Source organism: Streptomyces sp. NPDC001868 (assembly GCF_040297125.1).
Lineage (GTDB): Bacteria > Actinomycetota > Actinomycetes > Streptomycetales > Streptomycetaceae > Streptomyces.
On the sequence record NZ_JBEOYO010000001.1, the window covers coordinates 105062 to 123343 of the forward strand.

An 18282-nucleotide genomic window follows, 5' to 3' on the forward strand; every position below is an offset into this window, starting at 1 on the left:
AAGGAGAAAGCCCTCGATGTCCGTCGACAGCGTCCGGGAAGCTCGGACCACATCCGACGCACCGCAGCAGTCCCTGAGTACTGCCGCCGCCCGTAACCTCGCCACGACCACCAAGTCCGCCCCGCAGATGCAGGAGATCACCTCCCGCTGGTTGCTGCGGATGCTGCCCTGGGTCGAGGCCGAGGGTGGCGCCTACCGGGTCAACCGGCGATTGCGCCACACCGTCGGCGACGGGCGCGTCGAATTCGTCCAGGAGGGCGCCACGGTCCGGGTGATCCCCCGGGAGCTCGGTGAACTGGCCCTGCTGCGCGGCTTCGAGGACTCGGACGTCCTCACCGCCCTCGCCGACCGCTGCACGCAGCGCGACTTCGCGGCGGGCGAAGTCCTCGTCGAGCGCGGCAGTCCCGCGGACGGGATCCATCTGATCGCCCACGGCAGGGTCAGCCAGACCTCCGAGGGCAAGTACGGCGGAGAGATCGGCATCGCGGTGCTCTCGGACGGCGAACACTTCGGTGAGAACGCCCTGTTGGACCCCGACGCCCGCCATGACCGCACGGTCACCGCCGAGACTCCCGGTACCCTCCTCACCCTCTCCCGGGCCGACTTCGCCGCTGTCCGGGCCTCCGCGCCCCGTCTGCAGGCCCACGTCGACCGGTTCGCCTCCCGCACGCGGCAGCCGCAGAACAAACACGGCGAGGCCGCGATCGCTCTGACGGCCGGTCACGTCGGCGAGGTCGACCTGCCGAGCACCTTCGTCGACTACGAACTGGAGCCGCGCGAGTACGAACTCTCCGTCGCACAGACCGTTCTGCGCATCCACACCCGGGTCGCCGACCTCTACAACGGTCCGATGAACCAGAGCGAGGAGCAACTCCGGCTCACCATCGAGGCCTTGCGTGAGCGTCAGGAACACGAGCTGATCAACAACCGGGGGTTCGGGCTGCTGCACAATGCTGACTTCAAGCAGCGCATCCAACCCCGATCCGGCCCGCCGACCCCGGACGACATGGACGATCTGCTGTGCCGGCGCCGCGGCACCAAACTGTTCCTCGCCCATCCCAGGACCATCGCCGCCATCGGACGCGGCTTCAACGCCCACGGTCTCTACCCCGACCATGTCGACCTCGGCGGGCAGTCCGTCCCCGCCTGGCGCGGGGTCCCCATCCTGCCGTGCAACAAGATCCCGATCAGCAAGGAGCAGACCAGCTCCATCATCGCGATGCGCACCGGCGAGAAGAACCAGGGCGTCATCGGCCTGCGCCAGACCGGACTGCTGGACGAGTACGAAGAGGGCCTCTCCGTTCGCTTCATGGGCATCAACGAACAGGCGATCATCTCCTACCTCGTCAGCACCTACTACTCCGCCGCGGTACTCCTGCCGGACGCCCTCGGCGTGATGGAGAACGTGCAGATCGCCGCCACCCCGCGCTGACGGCCCGACCCGCCGCAGGTCCACCCCCGCCCCGCCGTACGTACGGCGGAGCACCCATGCCCCGAACCCCACCGCACCGCACCGCACCGCACCGCACCAAGGAGCTACCGATGCCCGACTCCGGGCCCCTCGGGTCCTCACCCCCTGAGCAGCGGCCGACGCCGCACACGGCCCCGCCGGACGCCGCCCCCGTGCCGGTGGTCCCGGACCTTCCGGTCGCACCGATCGCCTCCGGCTTTCTGGCGGCACTGCATCCGCCGGTCATGACGCCCGGTCCGCCACCGGCTCCCGCCTCGGCCCCGGCGCCCCCCACCGGGATCGCCGCAGGCACCGGCACCGCCACCGCCGTACAGGACACCGCGGACACGCCCGCGGCCGACTCCTCCGCTCTTCAGGCGATCCTGCGCGGATCGACCGGACTGGGCACGGCCGCGCTCGCCTTGGCCGACCGGTACAGAACCGCGCTCCCGGCGCCGGTGTCCCCGGCACCCGCTCCGCCCGCCGCGGGGCAGGCCGTCCCCGGCCTCTACCACCACCCCGTCCCGGAACCCGACCCCGTACGCGTCGAGGAGGTGAGCCGGCGGATCAAGCGCTGGGCCGAGGACGAGGTCCAGCTCTATCCCGAGGAGTGGGAGGGGCAGTTCGACGGCTTCTCCGTCGGCCGCTACATGGTCGGCTGCCACCCCGACGCCCCCACGATCGACCACCTGATGCTCGCCACCCGGCTGATGGTCGCGGAGAACGCGGTGGACGACTGCTACTGCGAGGACCACGGCGGATCACCCGTCGGTCTCGGCGGGCGCCTCCTCCTCGCGCACACCGCACTCGACCACGTCCACAGCACGACGGAGTACGCACCGGCGTGGCAGGACTCCCTCGCATCGGACGCCCCACGCCGGGCGTACCGCAGCGCGATGGACTACTTCGTCCGTGCGACCACACCCTCCCAGGCGGATCGCTACCGGCATGACATGGCCCGCCTGCACATGGGCTACCTCGCCGAGGCCGCCTGGGCGGAGACTGGTCATGTCCCGGAGGTGTGGGAGTACCTGGCGATGCGTCAGTTCAACAACTTCCGCCCCTGTCCCACGATCACCGACGCCGTCGGCGGCTACGAACTGCCCGCGGACGTCCACGCCCGGCCGGACATGCAACGGGTCATCGCCCTCGCCGGCAACGCGACCACCATCGTCAACGACCTCTACTCGTACACCAAGGAACTCGACAGCCCCGGCCTCCATCTGAACCTGCCGGTGGTGATCGCGAAGCGCGAGGAGCTCTCCGAGCGCGACGCCTATCTCAAGGCCGTCGAGGTCCACAACGAACTCCAGCACACCTTCGAGGCCGCCGCGGCCGACCTCGCGCAGGCCTGCCCGCTGCCCACCGTGCTGCGCTTCCTCAGGGGCGTGGCCGCCTGGGTCGACGGCAATCACGACTGGCATCGCACCAATACCTTCCGCTACAGCCTGCCCGATTTCTGGTAAAGAACGGATATTCTCTATGACCACTGAAACCACCGCCACGTCCACCGCCGCGTCCCCTGTCACCGCGAAGATCCCGGCTCCGGCGACGCCGTACCAGGGGGACATCGCCCGCTACTGGAACAACGAGGCGCGGCCCGTCAACCTCCGCCTCGGTGATGTGGACGGGCTCTACCACCACCACTACGGCATCGGCGCCGTGGACCACGCCGCGCTCGGCGACCCTGCGGACAGCGAGTACGAGAAGAAGCTCATCGCGGAGCTGCACCGCCTGGAGTCGGCGCAAGCGGAGTTTCTGTTGGACCACCTCGGCACCGTCGGTCCGGACGACACCCTCGTCGACGCCGGCTGCGGGCGCGGCGGCTCCATGGTCATGGCCCACCAGCGCTTCGGCAGCAGGGTCGAGGGGGTCACGCTGTCCGCCACCCAGGCCGACTTCGGCAACAGGCGCGCGCGAGAACTCCGTATTGACGACCACGTCCGCTCCCGTGTGTGCAACATGCTCGACACGCCTTTCGACAAGGGCAGCGTCGCGGCCTCGTGGAACAACGAGTCGACCATGTACGTCGACCTTCACGACCTGTTCGCCGAGCACTCCCGTTTCCTGAAGCCGGGCGGCCGGTACGTGACCATCACCGGCTGCTGGAACCCCCGTTACGGCCAGCCGTCGAAGTGGGTCTCCCAGATCAACGCCCACTTCGAGTGCAACATCCACTCCCGCCGCGAGTATCTGCGCGCCATGGCCGACAACCGGCTCGTACCGCACACCATCGTGGACCTCACCGCGGAGACCCTGCCCTACTGGGAGCTGCGGGCGACGTCCTCGCTGGTCACCGGGATCGAGGAGGCGTTCATCGAGTCCTACCGGGACGGCTCCTTCCAGTACGTCCTGATCGCGGCCGACCGCGTGTGAGCGTGGCCTCGCGGGGCCGGATCGCCGCTCGGCGGCCCGGTCCCGCGAGGTCCACCCCGCCGAGGACGGAAAGAGGCCCGAGGGCCGACCGGTACGGCGCGGCAGCCTTCGCCGCACCGTGCCGCAGTCCGGCCGGCCCTCGCCGTGCGGGCCACCTGAACCCCGTTACGCCCCGGCCGGTCGATCAGGTGCGGGTCCAGCGTTGGTTGCTACCGTTCGAGCAGGAGTAGAGCTGGATCAGGGTGCCGTTGGCGGTGCCGGCGGCATCGAGGCAGAGGCCGGACTGGACGCCGACGATGGATCCGTCGGAGTTGAGGCGCCATTTCTGGTTGTCGCCGCCCCAACAGCTGTAGATCTGGACTTTGGTGCCGTTACCGGTGCCGGCGGCGTCCAGGCACTTGTTGCCGTAGACCCTGAGCTCGCCCGCGGCGGTGTGGGCCCACTGCTGGTTGGTGCGGTTGTTGCAGTCCCACAAGTGGAGCTGGGTGCCGTCGGTGGTACTGGTGCCGGGCACGTCCAGGCAGCGGCCCGAACCGACGCCCTTGATCGGTCCGGAATCCGAAGGGGGCGTAGGGGAACCGCCGTTGAGGGCGTTGAGGACGGCGGTGTAGGCGGGCTTCTTGCTGCCGTCGCCGTTGAACAGCAGAGGCGAGTGCTCCGGCCGCCAGGAGTCGGTGTCGCGCACACCCCAGACGGTGATGCCGAGGCAGCGCGGGACGGCCAGACAGTCATTGGTCACGTTGGCGTAGGTCGTGGCCGAGGCGCCCTGGATGTCGAGTTCGGTGATGGCCACGTCGACGCCGAGAGCGGCGAAACTCTGCAGGGTGGTGCGGAAGTTGCTGTTGTAGGGGCTGCCGCTGTTGAAGTGCGCCTGGAATCCGACGCAGTCGATCGGCACGCCGCGCTGCTTGAAGTCCCGGACCATGGCGTACATGGCCTGGGTCTTGGCCCAGGTCCAGTTCTCGACGTTGTAGTCGTTGTAGCAGAGCTTGGCGGCCGGATCGGCGGCGCGCGCGGTGCGGAAGGCGACCTCGATCCAGTCGTTGCCGGTGCGTTGCAGGTTGGAGTCGCGCCGGGCTCCCGAACTGCCGTCGGCGAAGGCCTCGTTCACGACGTCCCACTGGGCGATCTTGCCCTTGTAGTGGGCCATCACGCCGTTGATGTGATTGATCATCGCCTGGCGCAGCGTGCTGCCGCTGAGGCTCTGCATCCAGCCGGGCTGCTGGGAGTGCCAGGCCAGGGTGTGGCCGCGTACCTGCTTGCCGTTCTGCACCGCCCAGTTGTAGACGCGGTCACCGGCGGTGAAGTTGAACTGGCCCCGCTGCGGTTCGGTGGCGTCGATCTTCATCTCGTTCTCGGCCGTCACCGAGTTGAACTCACGGCCCGCGATCGTCGTGTACGCCGAGTCGCCCAGCCTGCCCGAGGCGATGGCGGTACCGAAGTAGCGGCCGCTCTGCGCCGCCGCGGCGCCGAGCGTGCTCTCGGCGGCGTGTGCGGTCGGCGGCGCGGCCAGTGTGGCGACCATACCCAGGGCGCCGACGAGCAGCGCCAACAGCAGGCCTCGGATCTTCCGACGGATTGCGGGTCTGGGAAGGGCATGCAAGTCCATGACTGTGCCTCCAAGGTAGAAATCACGGAAGGACTGAAGCGCTGGGCATTGCGTCGTCCGCTCCCACTCGGAAGACGGACGGGGCGGGCAGGAACCCGGTCCGCCGTCGCGTGACGTACGGCTGGCGGCGGCGGTGTTGCGACACAGGCATGGGGGTACTCCATCGCGGCTCAGCCGGGGGACCGCCGCGTCGCGTCGCGTATCTCTCCCACTGCGCGAAGAGAGCCAGGATGCGCTGCTGCGAATCTCACCGGAACGAGATGGGGTGGCGCAGGTGCTCTTGGTGCGCGGATCTGCCGTGCAGCTGTGCGTGGATCTGCCGTGCGGCGCAGATTGTTGAGGGCCGACGTGGTTCGATACCTCGAACCATGGCCGGGTTCTCAGGCTCGGATGATTGAGGCATTGACGATGGATCGTCAATACTCCCCGCAGAAGAAGTTTCGGGTCCTAGACCGAAACATTCGGAAATCACGGCGAGACGGACGGGGAATCCCCCGGCGCCGCCGTCAACAGATGCGTCGCGAACTCCGGCGTGTTTCGGGTCGGTGTGACACCTCGTCAAGCCCCAAGGGAGCAGGCGCTGTTTGTAGACAGATCGGCGACAGGCCTTGACCGGAGGGCAGCGCATTCCTAGCTTGTGGCGTCGAAGCATCGGGGAGTTCTCCGAAACATTCGAGATTCTCTCTGCCCTCCGGCACGTCCGCTACGCGGCTCATCGGGGTCACCTCACCCCCGCCCCCATAGGAGGCCTACTGATGTGGTTTCGCCATCTGTCCCTGGTCCGTCCAAGACGCTTGCTCGCCGTCCTTGCGCCTTTGCTGCTGATGGCTACCTTCGTCGGTGCCCAGCCCGCCGACGCGGCGACCGTCGACCCCAACGCCTCGTACGTGCTGGTCAACCGCAACAGCGGCAAGGCCCTGGATGTGTACAACATGGCGACCAATGACGGCGCCCGCATCACCCAGTGGGCCAGGAACGATCAGAACCAGCAGCAGTGGCAGTTCGTCGATTCCGGAGGGGGCTACTACCGCATCAAGTCCCGCCACTCGGGCAAGGTGCTGGACGTCCACAACTGGTCCACCGCGAACGGCGGCTCGATCGTCCAGTGGGCCGACCAGAACAGCACCAACCAGCAGTGGAGGCTGGCCGACAGCTCGGACGGCTACGTGAGGTTCATCTCGCGCCACAGCAACAAGGCCCTCGAAGTACAAGGAGCCTCCACCGCCGACAACGCGAACATCGTCCAGTACGACGACTGGGGCGGCACCAACCAGCAGTGGCAGCTCGTCAAGGCAGGCGGCGACACCCCCGGCCCGTGCGATCTTCCGTCGACCTACCGCTGGACATCGACGGGCGCGCTGGCGCAGCCCAAGCCGGGGTGGGTCTCGCTCAAGGACTTCACCGTCGTCCCCTACAACGGCAGACAACTCGTCTATGCGACGACACACGACACGGGGACGAGTTGGGGTTCGATGAACTTCAGCCTGTTCACCAACTGGTCGGAGATGGCCTCGGCCGGCCAGAACACGATGTCGTCTTCCACCGTCGCGCCCACGCTCTTCTACTTCGCGCCGAAGAACGTCTGGGTGCTCGCCTACCAGTGGGGCAGTACCGCCTTCTCCTACCGGACGTCGAGCGACCCGACCAACCCCAACGGCTGGTCCGCACCGCAGGTGCTCTTCTCCGGGAGCATCACCGGCTCCGGTACAGGACCCATCGACCAGACGCTCATCGCCGACGGGTCGAACATGTACCTGTTCTTCGCCGGTGACAACGGCAAGATCTACCGGGCCAGCATGCCGATCGGGAACTTCCCGGGCAGCTTCGGCTCGTCGTACACGACGATCATGAGCGATACGACGAACAACCTGTTCGAAGCCCCCCAGGTCTACAAGCTCCAGGGCCAGAACCGCTACCTCATGATCGTCGAGGCGATCGGCTCGCAGGGCCGCTACTTCCGCTCGTTCACGGCCACCAGTCTGAACGGCTCCTGGACGCCCCAGGCCGCGACCGAGAGCAACCCCTTCGCCGGCAAGGCCAACAGTGGCGCCACCTGGACCAACGACATCAGCCATGGCGAACTGATCCGCACCAGCGCCGATCAGACCATGACCGTCGATCCCTGCAATCTGCAGTTGCTCTACCAGGGTCGCAGCCCCAGCTCCGGCGGCGACTACGGCCTCCTGCCCTACCGTCCGGGTCTGCTGACACTGCAGCGCTGACGGCGTGACACGAGTCCGGCTCCGACAGGGAGTCGGCGTGGCGGGCTCGGCGGAAGGCCGAGCCCGCCCGGGTCACGGTCACGCGACAACGCCGGCGCGCTTGTACGGCGACGGAGCGCGGGAGCGGGCAACGCTCACCGGCCCGAGCGCCACCCCGTAACGCGGTGCGCCGCCGCCGGTCGGGCTGGCTGGCTCACTGGCTGACTGGCTGACTGGCTGACTGGCTGACTGGCTGACTGGCTGACTGGCTGACGATCCAGGCGCGCAGGTCGCCTGGTGCGCAGCGGCGGACGAGCCAGGCTGCGGTGATGTGGGTGAACAGCGCCTCGGCCGCACCGCTCGGGTTGTGGGCGGCGATGCGCTCGTACACCCGGCGATGGCCGCGGTCGGAGGGGACGCACATGGCGCGCTCGGGCCGGCCCATGTACCGCGCGGTGTCGACGACCTGAGCTCGCCCGGCTCGCCCGGCTCGTCCGGCACATTCGGCACGTCCGGCACATCCTGCGCCTCCGGCGAATGGAACCCGCGCCTGACGAGTGTCGGGGTTGCCCTGCGTCATCGCGGCTCATGCCAAGGATAGGAGGTGTCTGCGGCGGGGCCTTGCCATCCCGCCGAGAATCCTTCGCGCCAAGGGGCCGAGCCCGTGGACGCCGGTCCGGTCGGCCCGAGGGCGACCGGATACAGTGCGCGGGACGGCAGCCTGGTTTGTGAGGGGAAGCGTGACCGACACCAGCGACACCCGACCCGCCGACAGTGAAGCGCGAGCGCCACGGCAGAGCCGGCTGCACCGCCTGATGCGCTACCTCCCCCTGATCGCCCCCGTCCTGCTGTGGGCCGTGCCCTGCTGGGTGCTCCTGCACACCGGTCAGCACTGGCCGCTGCCCGTCACGCTCGGCGGCACCGCCCTGTTCGTCCTCGGCCTCGTCGGCATGCCGCTCGCGATGATGCGCGGCCACGGCCGGCGCCAGCAGGACCGGGCGGCGATCGTCGGTGACACCCTGCTGGGCACCAGTTGGATTCTGTTCACCTGGTCCGTTCTGCTCGGCGCCCTGTTGCGGCTCACTCTGGCCGTGGCCGGCGTCGGCGACAGTCAGGACCGGGCCCGAATCGTCACGTGGGCCGTCCTCGGCGTCACCGCCGTGTTCCTCGCCTGGGGGTACGCCGAGGCTCGCCGCGTGCCGCGGGTGCGCCGACTCGATGTCCAACTCCCGCGGCTCGGGGCCGGGTTGGATGGTCTCCGCGTCGTCCTCATCACCGACACCCACTACGGCCCGCTCGACCGCGCGCGCTGGTCGGCGCGGGTGTGCGAGACGGTGAACACTCTGGAAGCCGACCTGGTCTGCCACACCGGCGACATCGCGGACGGCACGGCCGAACGCCGCCGCGCCCAGGCCACACCACTCGGCACCGTGCGGGCCACCCGCGCCCGGGTCTACGTCACCGGCAACCACGAGTACTACAGCGAGGCCCAGGGCTGGGTCGATCTGATGGGCGAGCTGGGCTGGGAGCCGCTGCGCAACCGCCATCTGCTGCTCGAACGCGGAGGCGACACCCTCGTGGTCGCCGGCGTGGACGACGTCACCGCCGAGTCCTCCGGCCTGGCAGGCCACCGCGCCCACCTCGCCGGAGCCTTGAACGGCGCCGACCCCGACCTACCCGTCCTGCTCCTGGCCCACCAGCCCAAATTCGTCGACCGGGCGGCAGCCGCCGGCATCGACCTCCAGCTCTCCGGCCACACCCACGGCGGCCAGATCTGGCCCTTCCACCACCTGGTCCGCCTCGACCAGCCCGCCCTCGCCGGCCTCAGCCGCCACGGCACCCGCACCCTCCTCTACACCAGCCGCGGCACCGGCTTCTGGGGCCCGCCGTTCCGCGTCTTCGCCCCCAGCGAGATCACCCTGCTCGTGCTCCGCTCCCCGCACCTGCCCACCTCGCCGTAACACACGGCGGGCCGACGCTGCCGTCTCGCCGAGGACGAGATCCGGACCAGAATGGCTTTGTCGGTGAGCTCTGACACCGGTTGTCGATCGGTGATCCGCCGTGATAGCCGGGCAGGAATGTCGAACCGGGCCCCGCAGCGCAAATACGGGGTGGGCTGACCTCCCCCGGCCGGCGGGAGGCGATGCCGTCTTGTCCCGAACGCGAGGGTCCGGACGGCCTCCCGCTATTGCGGTGCGATCGCTTTGAGCCAGTCCTCGACGGCGACGACATCTGCCCACTGCGGAAACAGCTTTTCGGTGAGCATCCGGTGCACCTCGGGGTCGGTGTCGAGGCAGCCGTCCGCCAGGACGGTGAGACCGAAGTCCAGGTCGATGGCGTGCCACAGAGTGGACAGCACTACAGCGCTGGTGGCGATGCCAGTGAGAACGAGGCTGTCGATATCTCGAGCCCTGAGCACCAAGTCGAGGTCGCTGCCCGAGAACGCGCTCCCCCGCCTCTTGGTGACCACCACGTCGTCCTGCTGCGGCGCAACGTCGTCATGAATCGCGGTGCCAGGGGCGCCCTCGGTGAACAGGCCGGCCCGCACGGCGTTTGTCACCACCCTGTTGCGAGGGCTGACTTCCGGATCACCCGGCCGTAACGCCATCACCACGTAGATCACGGGGATGCCGGCAGCCCGGGCACCGTCGATCGCTCTGCACAAGCGCGGCAGATATCCGGAACCATCGTCGGCGATGGCCACGACGTCCCGTTGGACGTCCATCACCAGAAGTGCGCTTTTCGCCATGCTCGCCGTCCCTTCTCCGTTGGGAAACAGGAACAAGTCTGGTGGATCAACCGAGTTGCGGTGGAGGTTTCGGAGATCGTCATCAGCGTCGCGCCGCAGTGCGCCGATGACCGGTGTCGGTTCTCATCGACATTTTCTTGCCCTGTGATCACCGAGTGGTGTCCGAACTCGGTGACAAGCGGTGTCGTCCGTCAGTTATGAAGCCAAGAGTCAGCTGAGACTACGTCCTGGCGATCTCTTGCCGGAGCTGATGGGTGAAGCGGTGTAGCAGTTCCTCCGTTGCCCTGTGCTCGGCCCTGCGATCGTCCCTGCCCTCGCTGGGCCGGGAGTTCCAGACGCGACGCGCGAGAGTGTCGGCGAGCTCGACGGTGTCGTCGGCGCACAGGAGGTAGAGGGCCGACCGGGCTTCCTGCATCCGGCTCACCAGTTCGTTGGCCCCGGCACCGTCGTCACTCAGGCGTGTTTCCCGGAGGTGGTCGATGAGCTGGACCACGGCGGTGTTGAAGCCGACCCCGGCTTTCAGCTTCTGTTCGCGCAGCCACATGCGGTCCTGCCGGCGTGCAGTGAACCAAGACCCGAACACGGCCCCTATGAGGCCGAAACCAGCCCCGATGGCCACGGACAGGATGTTCACCACGCCAGCTCCCCCCGACACACGACTGGCAGCAGGCTACAGAAGCCATCAAGCACCCAGAGCACCCAGTCGCTTGCGCTCGCATACCGATCGGGGCTGCTTCACGCCCCACGAGACCCGCCACAGCATCGGCTCCCCCACCGGTCGACGGCAGGGGAGCCGGGGCGAGCACCGACGTACCGCGTGCATGGCGCGTACGAAGGGGGCCTGGGGTCACTGGTGGTGGGCTGTCACTGCCACCATGTGTTGCTACTGATGGGAGAGACCGAGCCCACGGTCCGGACCTTCGCCCAGGGGCGAAGGCGTACTTGTTGAAGACGGCTTCGGTCGTGATCCAGCGGTAGCCGTACCACGCGTCCCAGATGTAGACCTGCGGGGCGGCGCTCGTCTTCACCAGTTGCGCGTTGACCAACTCGAAGGCCTCGGGCCAACCGCAGTCCGCGAAGGTGCTGTTGGGGACGATGACGATGCCGTCTCAGGAACCCCACCGGCTGAAGTAGACCGTCTCGTTGGGGATGTAGTAGAGGCGGCTGCCGGGACCGACCAGGTACACCCTGGGGTTGGAGGCCGCCTTGATCCGTTTCCCCGGTGCCGGGCAGGCGGCGGCCGTGGATGCCGACGATTCGGAGGCGTTCTGCGCCGCTGCCGCCGACCGACCCTCGTCGAGTGCCGACCGGCCGTCGGAGGCCTTCACGAGGACCGGGCCGGCGACTTCAGGTGAAGCTGTCGCCGTGCCGGTGGCACCCAGCGTGGGACACAGCCCCACGGCCAGGGCGATGCACATACGGCGGAATAAGTCGTTCACAGGCATTGCCTCCCTCTTGTTGTGTGGGTGCAGCGGGATGGCGAGCAACGTTCTGCCTGTACGGAATCGAGCATCGAGCACGGAGCTGCGCACGATCCCGCGCACGGAGTTGAGCGAGGAAGGTGTCCTGTCCTTCCCGGAGCACTCCGCTCACCACGGGCACACCTATGGTTGGGGATCCACCCGCCCTGGGCCACCCGCTTCGATGGTGCTCAAACAGGGCTGGTCGGGCGCCGAGGAGACTGTCCGGCCGCCGTCGGCCGCCTCGGCCGTTCGCCGCACCGGGTGCGGCCTCTCTCCGTGGATGAGCTCGGCTCCGAGCGGGGTGGGGAGATGATGGACGTGGGGGCCGGTGGGGTGGGCGGTAATGAGCCCGGCTTCGCGCAGCACGGTGGTGTGGTGGGAGACGGTGGCCAGTGAGATGCCGGTGCGCTGGGCCAGGTCGGTGGTGGTGACACCGTGCCCGGTGGTGATCGCGTGCAGCACGGTGGCGCGGGTTCGCCCCAGCAGTCCGGCCAGCGTGCGACGACGGGGTGCCGGGGCCGCGTGGGGTTCGGGGCTCCACAGGGTGTCGTGGGAGACGGGGAACGCCACGACGAGTGGTGCCGAGCACAGGGAGATGACGGGCGCGCGACCACTGAACAGCGAGGGGAGCAGACGCAGCCCGCTCCCTTGCAGATGGAAGTCCTCGTCGAGGTCGGGACGGACGATCTCTAGCACGGGGGGCGTCCAGCGGATGGTGGGGTGCAGTCGGGAGAGCATCGCGTCCAGCCCCTCACTCAGCAACGTACGCGCCGCCGATGATCGGGCCGCCTCGACGCTGGTGTGCAGGTGCTGCCTCAAGGGAGCAATCGCCGCGTCGTGCCACTCGCGCACCGCTCGGCTCACGGTCCCCAGGGCGGTCGGCGAGCCGTCTGCGAGCGCTCTCGCCCAGGCAGGCAGCGGTCTGCCGTTATGTCTGGTGAACTCTTCGAGATCGTCGTGCAGGAACGATCTGGGCGTGTGCAGCAGCGCGTCCAGACCCACGTCGAGATCGGTGACGTTCGGCGGCATCAGAAAGTCCGGAAAGGCCTGATAGGGGCGTACCAGCGTGCGCAGGACGTGCACGGAGCGGGGAATCCGCACACGCGCCCAACGCTGCCATGGCCCAAAAGGGGCACCCGGACTTCGTTGTTGAAGTATCCGCAGACTGATCACCGTCTCGTGACGACCGCGTGGCCTTCGCAGTCAGCTTCATCCGCAAGGCACTGGACGAGACCCTGGAAGCCTCCGGCCTCAGTACTGTGACTTCGCATGACCAACACCGAGATCGAGATCACCGCAGACCTGGTCCGCGACCTGCTGCGGGAGCAACATCCAGACCTTGCGGGGCTGGCCATCCGGGAGGTGGCGGGCGGCTGGGGCAACCAGATGTGGCGCCTCGGGGACGAGTTGGCCGTACGCATGCAGCGCATGGACCCCACCCCGGAGCTCCAACTCAAGGAGCGGCGGTGGCTACCCGTGCTGGCCCCGCGTCTTCCGCTCCCGGTGCCGACCCCGGTGCGGTTCGGTGAACCGTCCTCCCGCTTCCCCAAGCACTGGACGGTGATGACGTGGGTTCCCGGCGAGCCGCTGGACCACGGCTCGATCAGCCGCGGTGCCCACGCGGCCGACACGCTGGCGGGCTTCCTTCGGGCGCTCCATGTGGAGGCACCCGCTGAAGCGCCGATCGCCAGGGACCGCGGTGCCCATCCCCGGCACTGCACGGACGGCTTCGACAACTTCTTCCACGCCATTTCCCTCAACGACCTCGCCGACGACGTCCGGGCCGTTTGGGACGACGCCGTCGCAGCGCCCGAGTGGGAGGGGCCACCGCTCTGGGTGCATGGTGACCTCCATCCCGCGAACGTCGTGGTCTCGGACGGAACTCTGTCGGGCATCGTCGACTTCGGTGACATGTTCGCCGGCGATCCGGCATTGGACCTCGCCGCCGCATGGGTGCTGCTCCCCGCGGGCATGGCTTCCCGGTTCTTCGACATGTACGAGCATGCAGACGAGGCGGCGATCCGTCGCGCCCGCGGGCTGGCCGCTATGAAGAGCCTCTTCCTGATGCTCATGGGGCAGAACGGGGAGCGGGGCCTTCCCGGCGGCAAGGCGAACTGGGGGCCTGCAGGCCGAGCGGCACTCGAGCGTGTTCTGAAGGGTGTTTGACGCACACCTCCTTACACTCCCCGGTGCGTGGTGTTCGGGTCAGGAAAGGTCTCACTCTCACTCACGGTTGAGTTCTGAGTAGGCCCGAAAGTCGAAGAAGCGCAGGCCGTCGCTCAATACTCAGACTTGATCTCCTGCAAGGTCCAGGGGTGTATGGAGGTAGCCGGTCTACTCGAGTCGTCGATCTCGGTGTAGAGGGTGTCTCACGTGGTAAGTCTCGCGAGCTTCCTGTAGCTGGTCAGGGCGGCGGCCACGGCCAGGCCTCGGCTCTGCCAGTCGTTGCGGACCACATACGGGATCTTGAGACCACGAGCAGCCCGTGGCAAGCTCGTGCCGCATGATCGATGAGTTCGCGAAAGCCAACCTGCACGAAAGACTGCGGCGGGACCGCAAGGCGCTGCTCTGGAAACTCGACGGCTTGTCCGAATACGACGCCCGCCGGCCTTTGACAGCGACCGGGACCAACCTCCTCGGCCTGGTCAAACACGTGGCCACCGTCGAGGCCAGGTACTTCGGCGAGGTCTTCGACCGCCCTTCCCCGGAACCGCTGACCCGATGGCAGGACTACGACGGCAACGATCTGTGGGCAACCGAGGACGAGACCCGCGATCAGATCATCGGGTTCTACCGGCGCACGTGGGAACACTCGGACGCGACGATCAACGAGCTTCCCCTCGACGCCCCCGGCCACGTGCCGTGGTGGCCGGAGCCTTGTCCCAACACGAACCTGTTCGCCGTCATGGTCCATGTCCTCGGCGAGTCCAACCGGCATGCCGGGCACGCCGATATCCTGCGCGAGAGCCTCGACGGCCGGACCGGGATGCGCCCCGAACACGAGAAGCAGATCGACGAGGAAGCCCGTGCGGCCTACCGCGCGAAGATCGAGCAGGCCGCCAGGTCGGCCGCACCGATCAAGGCTCAGTGAGCGTTGGTGTCGGCGGAAGCCAGGAACACCCGGACGCATTCGGCGAAGGCGTCGGGCTGGTCGTGGTGAACGACGTGTCCGGCGGGCAGTTCGATGAGACGGATCGATCGCTTCGCTGCCATGTCGCGGGCGTGGAGAGCCGACAGTTCGTCACTGCGCGTGCCCCGGATCAGCAGGGTCGGGCATCGCACACTCAACCAGTCGTGCCAATGGACACCGGACAGCGCTTCCTGGGACCGGACCGTGTCCGCCGTATCGAAGGAGAACCCCCAGCCCTCTGCTCGTTCCCTGAAGGTCCGCTCCAGGTATGGCGCGGCCGCGCCCAGGGCCTCGACGAGCCCGTCCCGGGTCGTGACGCGGTCGGGCAGGTTCTTAGCGAAGGCCACGTCGATGTCGCAGACCGCCCCGATGTCTTCGACGATGAGAGCGGTGACACGGTCGGGATGCCGGGCGGCGAACTGGTAGGCGTTCACGCCCCCCAGGGAATGACCCAGCAGTGCGACTTCGGCCAGCCCGAGGTGGTCGAGGAAGGCCGTGACATCGCCGACGTAACCGCTGCGCTCGTAGTCGGCGGCCCGGTCCGACTCACCATGTCCCCGCTGGTCGAGTGCGATCACACGCCATCGGGACCCCAGCCGCTCGGCCAGCGGAGTAAAGTCCGCGCCCTCGCTGAAGTGCCCGTGCAGAGCGATCAGAACCGGGCCCGGCCCACCGAAATCGAGGTAGGAGAGCCTGCGTCCGTCCACCTCGAAACTGCCCCGCACACCGTCGTCCATGGCCGGCGAGTCTACGTGATCACTCACTCCCGGTAGCCCCGAGCCGACCGGCCTACCCGTGACCCGTAGTCAGTCATCGAGCTCGGTGGCGTGCACGGGGAAATCGCGACGGCCGACGGCCGCTGTCCTGCGAGGCCGAAAGACAAACAACCTCCCGATGACGACGTCATGCTGCTGCCGTGGCGGCAGGGGCCCCCGGGACCGGCGGAGAGTCTTTTCGTCCGACCCGCTCCATGCGAACAGCTACGACGGACCGCAGGATCTGATCACGTGCTCGGATCCCCACCACGAGCGCCACAGCACCTTCATGGTGTCTTCAGGGGCTCCCAGGGGCTCCCAGGGGCGCAGACCGGGACAGACCCGGAACCTGCGCGGCGCTTCACTCCGGCGCCCCCGGGGAGGGCGAACTCGACCTGAAACAAGTCGTGTCCACCGGGCGGCCACCTGCACACAACCCTTCGCACCCCTCGTGAGTCACCTCCCCGTAAACCATCGCCCTCAGTTCGTTCCTCCTTCGACCAAGGGAGTTCACCGTGCGCGCACGCACCCTGGCCGCCACCGCCGCCGTAGCGGCACTCACCACAGCCGGCCTGGCCCTGCCGCTCGCCGGAAGCGCCGCGGCCGCGACGACCGTACGGTTCGACTTCAACGGCGACGGATACGCCGACATCGCGGTCGGCATGCCCGACGCCACGGTGAACGGCAAGGCCAAGGCCGGCTACATCAGCGTCATCTACGGCGGCCCGCAGAGCCCGAGCCAGTCCACCGGCGTCATCAGCCAGGCAGAGTCCGGCATACCCGGCACGCCCGAGGCCGGCGACCACTTCGGCTCCTCCCTGGCGCCCGTCGACGTGAACGGCGACGGCGTCTTCGAACTCGTCGTCGGCGCGAGCGGCGAATCGCTCACCTCCGACCAGTTCCAGGACGAGGGCACCATCACCGTCCTGGACGGCTCGCAGTGGAACGTCAAGGGCACCACCGTGGCCAGGGGCGTGTCCGAGTACAGCAGCATCGGCCGCACCCTCACCACGGGCGACTACGACGGTGACGGCGACACAGACCTCGCCTACGGCGAGAACGACGAGGAGGGCGGCGCGCTCCGGTTCCGCCCGGGCCCGCTCACCGCCGCCCCGGTGACCACCACCACCTTGCGGGACTACGGCATGGGCGGGATCACCCGCGCTCTGGCCACCGGCGACTTCGACGGCGACGGCCGCGACGACCTCGCCACCACCTGGCAGGCCAACGACGACTCCGGCACCTTCATCACACGCTGGGACGACCAGGCCGAGCCCGCCCGGTGGTGGGCCGACGCCGACCGCGGCAGCGCGCTCGCCACCGCCGACTTCGACCAGGACGGCACCGACGACCTCGCGATCGGCCTCGTGCAGCCCAATCCCGAGTCGGAGACGACGCATTGCCAGGACCGGCTCGGCGGTGCGCTGCTGCTGTTCAAGGGCTCGAAGACCGCCCGGTTCGGCACCGAGAACGACTGCATCACCCAGTCGAGCCCGGAGGTCGGTGGTGCGGCCGAGAAGGGCGACGACTTCGGCGCCGCGCTGTCCGCCGGTGACCTCAACGGCGACAGTCGTCCGGAGCTGGTGATCGGCGTGCCCGGCGAGGACGTGGGCACCGTGAAGGACGCGGGCGGATACGTCGTCATGAACGGCACGGAACACGGCCCCTACGGCGGCCTGGCCCGCAGCCAGAGCACCCCGAACATGCCCGGCACGGCCGAGACCGGCGACCGCTTCGGCGCCCAGGTCGCCGTCGGCGACTACAACCGCGACGGCCTGTGGGACACAGCGGTGAGCGCGCCCGGAGAGAACGCCGGCGAACCCCGATCGGGCGGCGTCTGGTTCGCACCGAGCAGCACCCAGGAAACGTACCCACAGGGCAAGTCACTGACCCCGTTCGGCTTCGCACTGCCCCACGGGGCCATCAAGTACGGCGAAGTACTCGGCCTTTGAAGGCCACGGGCTCGGCCTGTGGGACTTGGTCGACGTGGCCGAAACGGGGGGAGGTCGGGTCCTCATCGACCCGGCCCCGTTCGACGGACAGTGGACGGGCAAACCGGCTCTGGTCATCACCTCTGGGGATGCCTCTTACGGCAGGTGCATGACATGAATACTTGAATCTTGCCGAGCGGCTCCCGGGGCGAGATCCCCTACGTGTGGGGGCGCCCCTCCGGCATACGTCGGCCCACCATGGGCCCCCGGCCCTGCGGCGCCGTCCGACACCGTAAAGCTTAGGAAGTGGCCCTTACGGAGAAGCCGAAATTACTCTGACCTGCGAGAACTCCTCTCGTCGGGCCTCATGACGCCTCGCGACCGGCAATAACCGGCAACAACCCGGGAGTCAGCCGCGATACAGCCGAAACGGATAGCAGGACTCCTCCTCCCCCAGCACTGCCGGTCAGCGCGCTGGAGTGGTCGGCCATCGGCGCTGACTGCCGGTCAGGTCCCCCAGCGTCGCGAGGCGTCGCCGATGTCGCCATGTCCACCAGGGTGTACGGACAGCCGGTCGCGCTGCCCTCGGCGCCCCGGGGGGCGCGCCCCCCCCCCGGA

Annotated in this window: 15 protein-coding genes; 8 read left to right on the plus strand and 7 right to left on the minus strand. The window is 68.3% G+C overall.

The window, feature by feature from the left end; translation table 11 throughout:
• Positions 1–16: 16 nt before the first annotated feature.
• From ABT147_RS00490 to ABT147_RS00500, 3 genes are all read left to right on the plus strand, one after another.
• Positions 17–1432, plus strand: coding sequence for a family 2B encapsulin nanocompartment shell protein (locus ABT147_RS00490; RefSeq protein WP_351401142.1), 1416 nt, complete (start codon positions 17–19; stop codon positions 1430–1432).
• 110 nt (positions 1433–1542) lie between these two features.
• A complete protein-coding gene (gene tcp, locus ABT147_RS00495) occupies positions 1543–2916 on the plus strand; it encodes a 2-methylisoborneol synthase (protein WP_351401144.1) in 1374 nt (457 codons plus the stop codon).
• Between the two features lie 16 nt (positions 2917–2932).
• Positions 2933–3826: a geranyl diphosphate 2-C-methyltransferase gene (locus ABT147_RS00500; RefSeq protein WP_351401146.1), complete on the plus strand. Its 894-nt coding sequence runs from the start codon at positions 2933–2935 to the stop codon at positions 3824–3826.
• 184 nt (positions 3827–4010) lie between these two features.
• On the opposite strand, the gene ABT147_RS00505 is transcribed toward ABT147_RS00500, so the two are convergent.
• Complete coding sequence (locus ABT147_RS00505; protein ID WP_351401148.1) at positions 4011–5435, minus strand: endo-1,4-beta-xylanase; 1425 nt, start codon at positions 5433–5435, stop codon at positions 4011–4013.
• A gap of 755 nt (positions 5436–6190) precedes the next feature.
• Between ABT147_RS00505 and ABT147_RS00510 the strand changes: the two genes are divergently transcribed.
• Positions 6191–7657: a non-reducing end alpha-L-arabinofuranosidase family hydrolase gene (locus tag ABT147_RS00510; RefSeq protein ID WP_351401150.1), complete on the plus strand. Its 1467-nt coding sequence runs from the start codon at positions 6191–6193 to the stop codon at positions 7655–7657.
• 193 nt (positions 7658–7850) lie between these two features.
• Here ABT147_RS00510 and ABT147_RS00515 read toward each other — a convergent pair whose 3' ends face one another.
• Positions 7851–8027: a hypothetical protein gene (locus ABT147_RS00515; protein WP_351401152.1), complete on the minus strand. Its 177-nt coding sequence runs from the start codon at positions 8025–8027 to the stop codon at positions 7851–7853.
• Positions 8028–8376: 349 nt separating this feature from the next.
• On the opposite strand from ABT147_RS00515, the gene ABT147_RS00520 reads away from it, so the two are divergent.
• The gene (locus tag ABT147_RS00520; RefSeq protein ID WP_351401155.1) at positions 8377–9597 is read left to right on the plus strand and encodes a metallophosphoesterase; all 1221 of its coding nucleotides are present in this window, start codon (positions 8377–8379) and stop codon (positions 9595–9597) included.
• A gap of 224 nt (positions 9598–9821) precedes the next feature.
• On the opposite strand, the gene ABT147_RS00525 is transcribed toward ABT147_RS00520, so the two are convergent.
• The 4 genes from ABT147_RS00525 to ABT147_RS00540 form a co-directional block, all read right to left on the minus strand.
• Complete coding sequence (locus ABT147_RS00525; protein ID WP_351401157.1) at positions 9822–10385, minus strand: cysteine hydrolase family protein; 564 nt, start codon at positions 10383–10385, stop codon at positions 9822–9824.
• Between the two features lie 220 nt (positions 10386–10605).
• The gene (locus ABT147_RS00530; protein ID WP_351401159.1) at positions 10606–11022 is read right to left on the minus strand and encodes a hypothetical protein; all 417 of its coding nucleotides are present in this window, start codon (positions 11020–11022) and stop codon (positions 10606–10608) included.
• A gap of 472 nt (positions 11023–11494) precedes the next feature.
• Positions 11495–11824, minus strand: a complete 330-nt coding sequence (locus tag ABT147_RS00535) for a hypothetical protein (protein WP_351401161.1) — start codon at positions 11822–11824, stop codon at positions 11495–11497.
• 165 nt (positions 11825–11989) lie between these two features.
• Entirely contained in the window at positions 11990–12949 is a 960-nt protein-coding gene (locus ABT147_RS00540) for an ArsR/SmtB family transcription factor (protein WP_351401163.1), read from the minus strand.
• A 168-nt stretch (positions 12950–13117) separates the two neighbouring features.
• Between ABT147_RS00540 and ABT147_RS00545 the strand changes: the two genes are divergently transcribed.
• On the plus strand, positions 13118–14014 hold the full coding sequence (locus ABT147_RS00545) for an aminoglycoside phosphotransferase family protein (RefSeq protein WP_351401165.1): 897 nt from the start codon (positions 13118–13120) through the stop codon (positions 14012–14014).
• 337 nt (positions 14015–14351) lie between these two features.
• Positions 14352–14939 carry a DinB family protein gene (locus ABT147_RS00550; RefSeq protein WP_351401167.1) on the plus strand — a complete coding sequence of 196 codons (588 nt, stop codon included), beginning with the start codon at positions 14352–14354 and terminating at the stop codon, positions 14937–14939.
• Here the strand turns inward: ABT147_RS00550 and ABT147_RS00555 are convergent.
• Entirely contained in the window at positions 14933–15715 is a 783-nt protein-coding gene (locus ABT147_RS00555) for an alpha/beta fold hydrolase (protein ID WP_351401169.1), read from the minus strand. The two genes, ABT147_RS00550 and ABT147_RS00555, sit on opposite strands and share 7 nt — an antisense overlap.
• Positions 15716–16248: 533 nt before the next feature.
• Here ABT147_RS00555 and ABT147_RS00560 point away from each other — a divergent pair.
• Positions 16249–17685: an FG-GAP repeat protein gene (locus ABT147_RS00560; RefSeq protein ID WP_351401171.1), complete on the plus strand. Its 1437-nt coding sequence runs from the start codon at positions 16249–16251 to the stop codon at positions 17683–17685.
• The last annotated feature ends 597 nt before the right edge of the window (positions 17686–18282 follow it).

Excerpts from the sequence above, each read along its gene's own strand:
- ABT147_RS00490 (WP_351401142.1), top strand. The coding sequence starts at position 17 with ATGTCCGTCGACAGCGTCCGGGAAGCTCGGACCACATCCGACGCACCG.
- tcp (WP_351401144.1), top strand. The coding sequence starts at position 1,543 with ATGCCCGACTCCGGGCCCCTCGGGTCCTCACCCCCTGAGCAGCGGCCG.
- ABT147_RS00500 (WP_351401146.1), top strand. The coding sequence starts at position 2,933 with ATGACCACTGAAACCACCGCCACGTCCACCGCCGCGTCCCCTGTCACC.
- ABT147_RS00505 (WP_351401148.1), bottom strand. The coding sequence starts at position 5,435 with ATGGACTTGCATGCCCTTCCCAGACCCGCAATCCGTCGGAAGATCCGA.
- ABT147_RS00510 (WP_351401150.1), top strand. The coding sequence starts at position 6,191 with ATGTGGTTTCGCCATCTGTCCCTGGTCCGTCCAAGACGCTTGCTCGCC.
- ABT147_RS00525 (WP_351401157.1), bottom strand. The coding sequence starts at position 10,385 with ATGGCGAAAAGCGCACTTCTGGTGATGGACGTCCAACGGGACGTCGTG.
- ABT147_RS00545 (WP_351401165.1), top strand. The coding sequence starts at position 13,118 with ATGACCAACACCGAGATCGAGATCACCGCAGACCTGGTCCGCGACCTG.
- ABT147_RS00550 (WP_351401167.1), top strand. The coding sequence starts at position 14,352 with ATGATCGATGAGTTCGCGAAAGCCAACCTGCACGAAAGACTGCGGCGG.
- ABT147_RS00555 (WP_351401169.1), bottom strand. The coding sequence starts at position 15,715 with ATGGACGACGGTGTGCGGGGCAGTTTCGAGGTGGACGGACGCAGGCTC.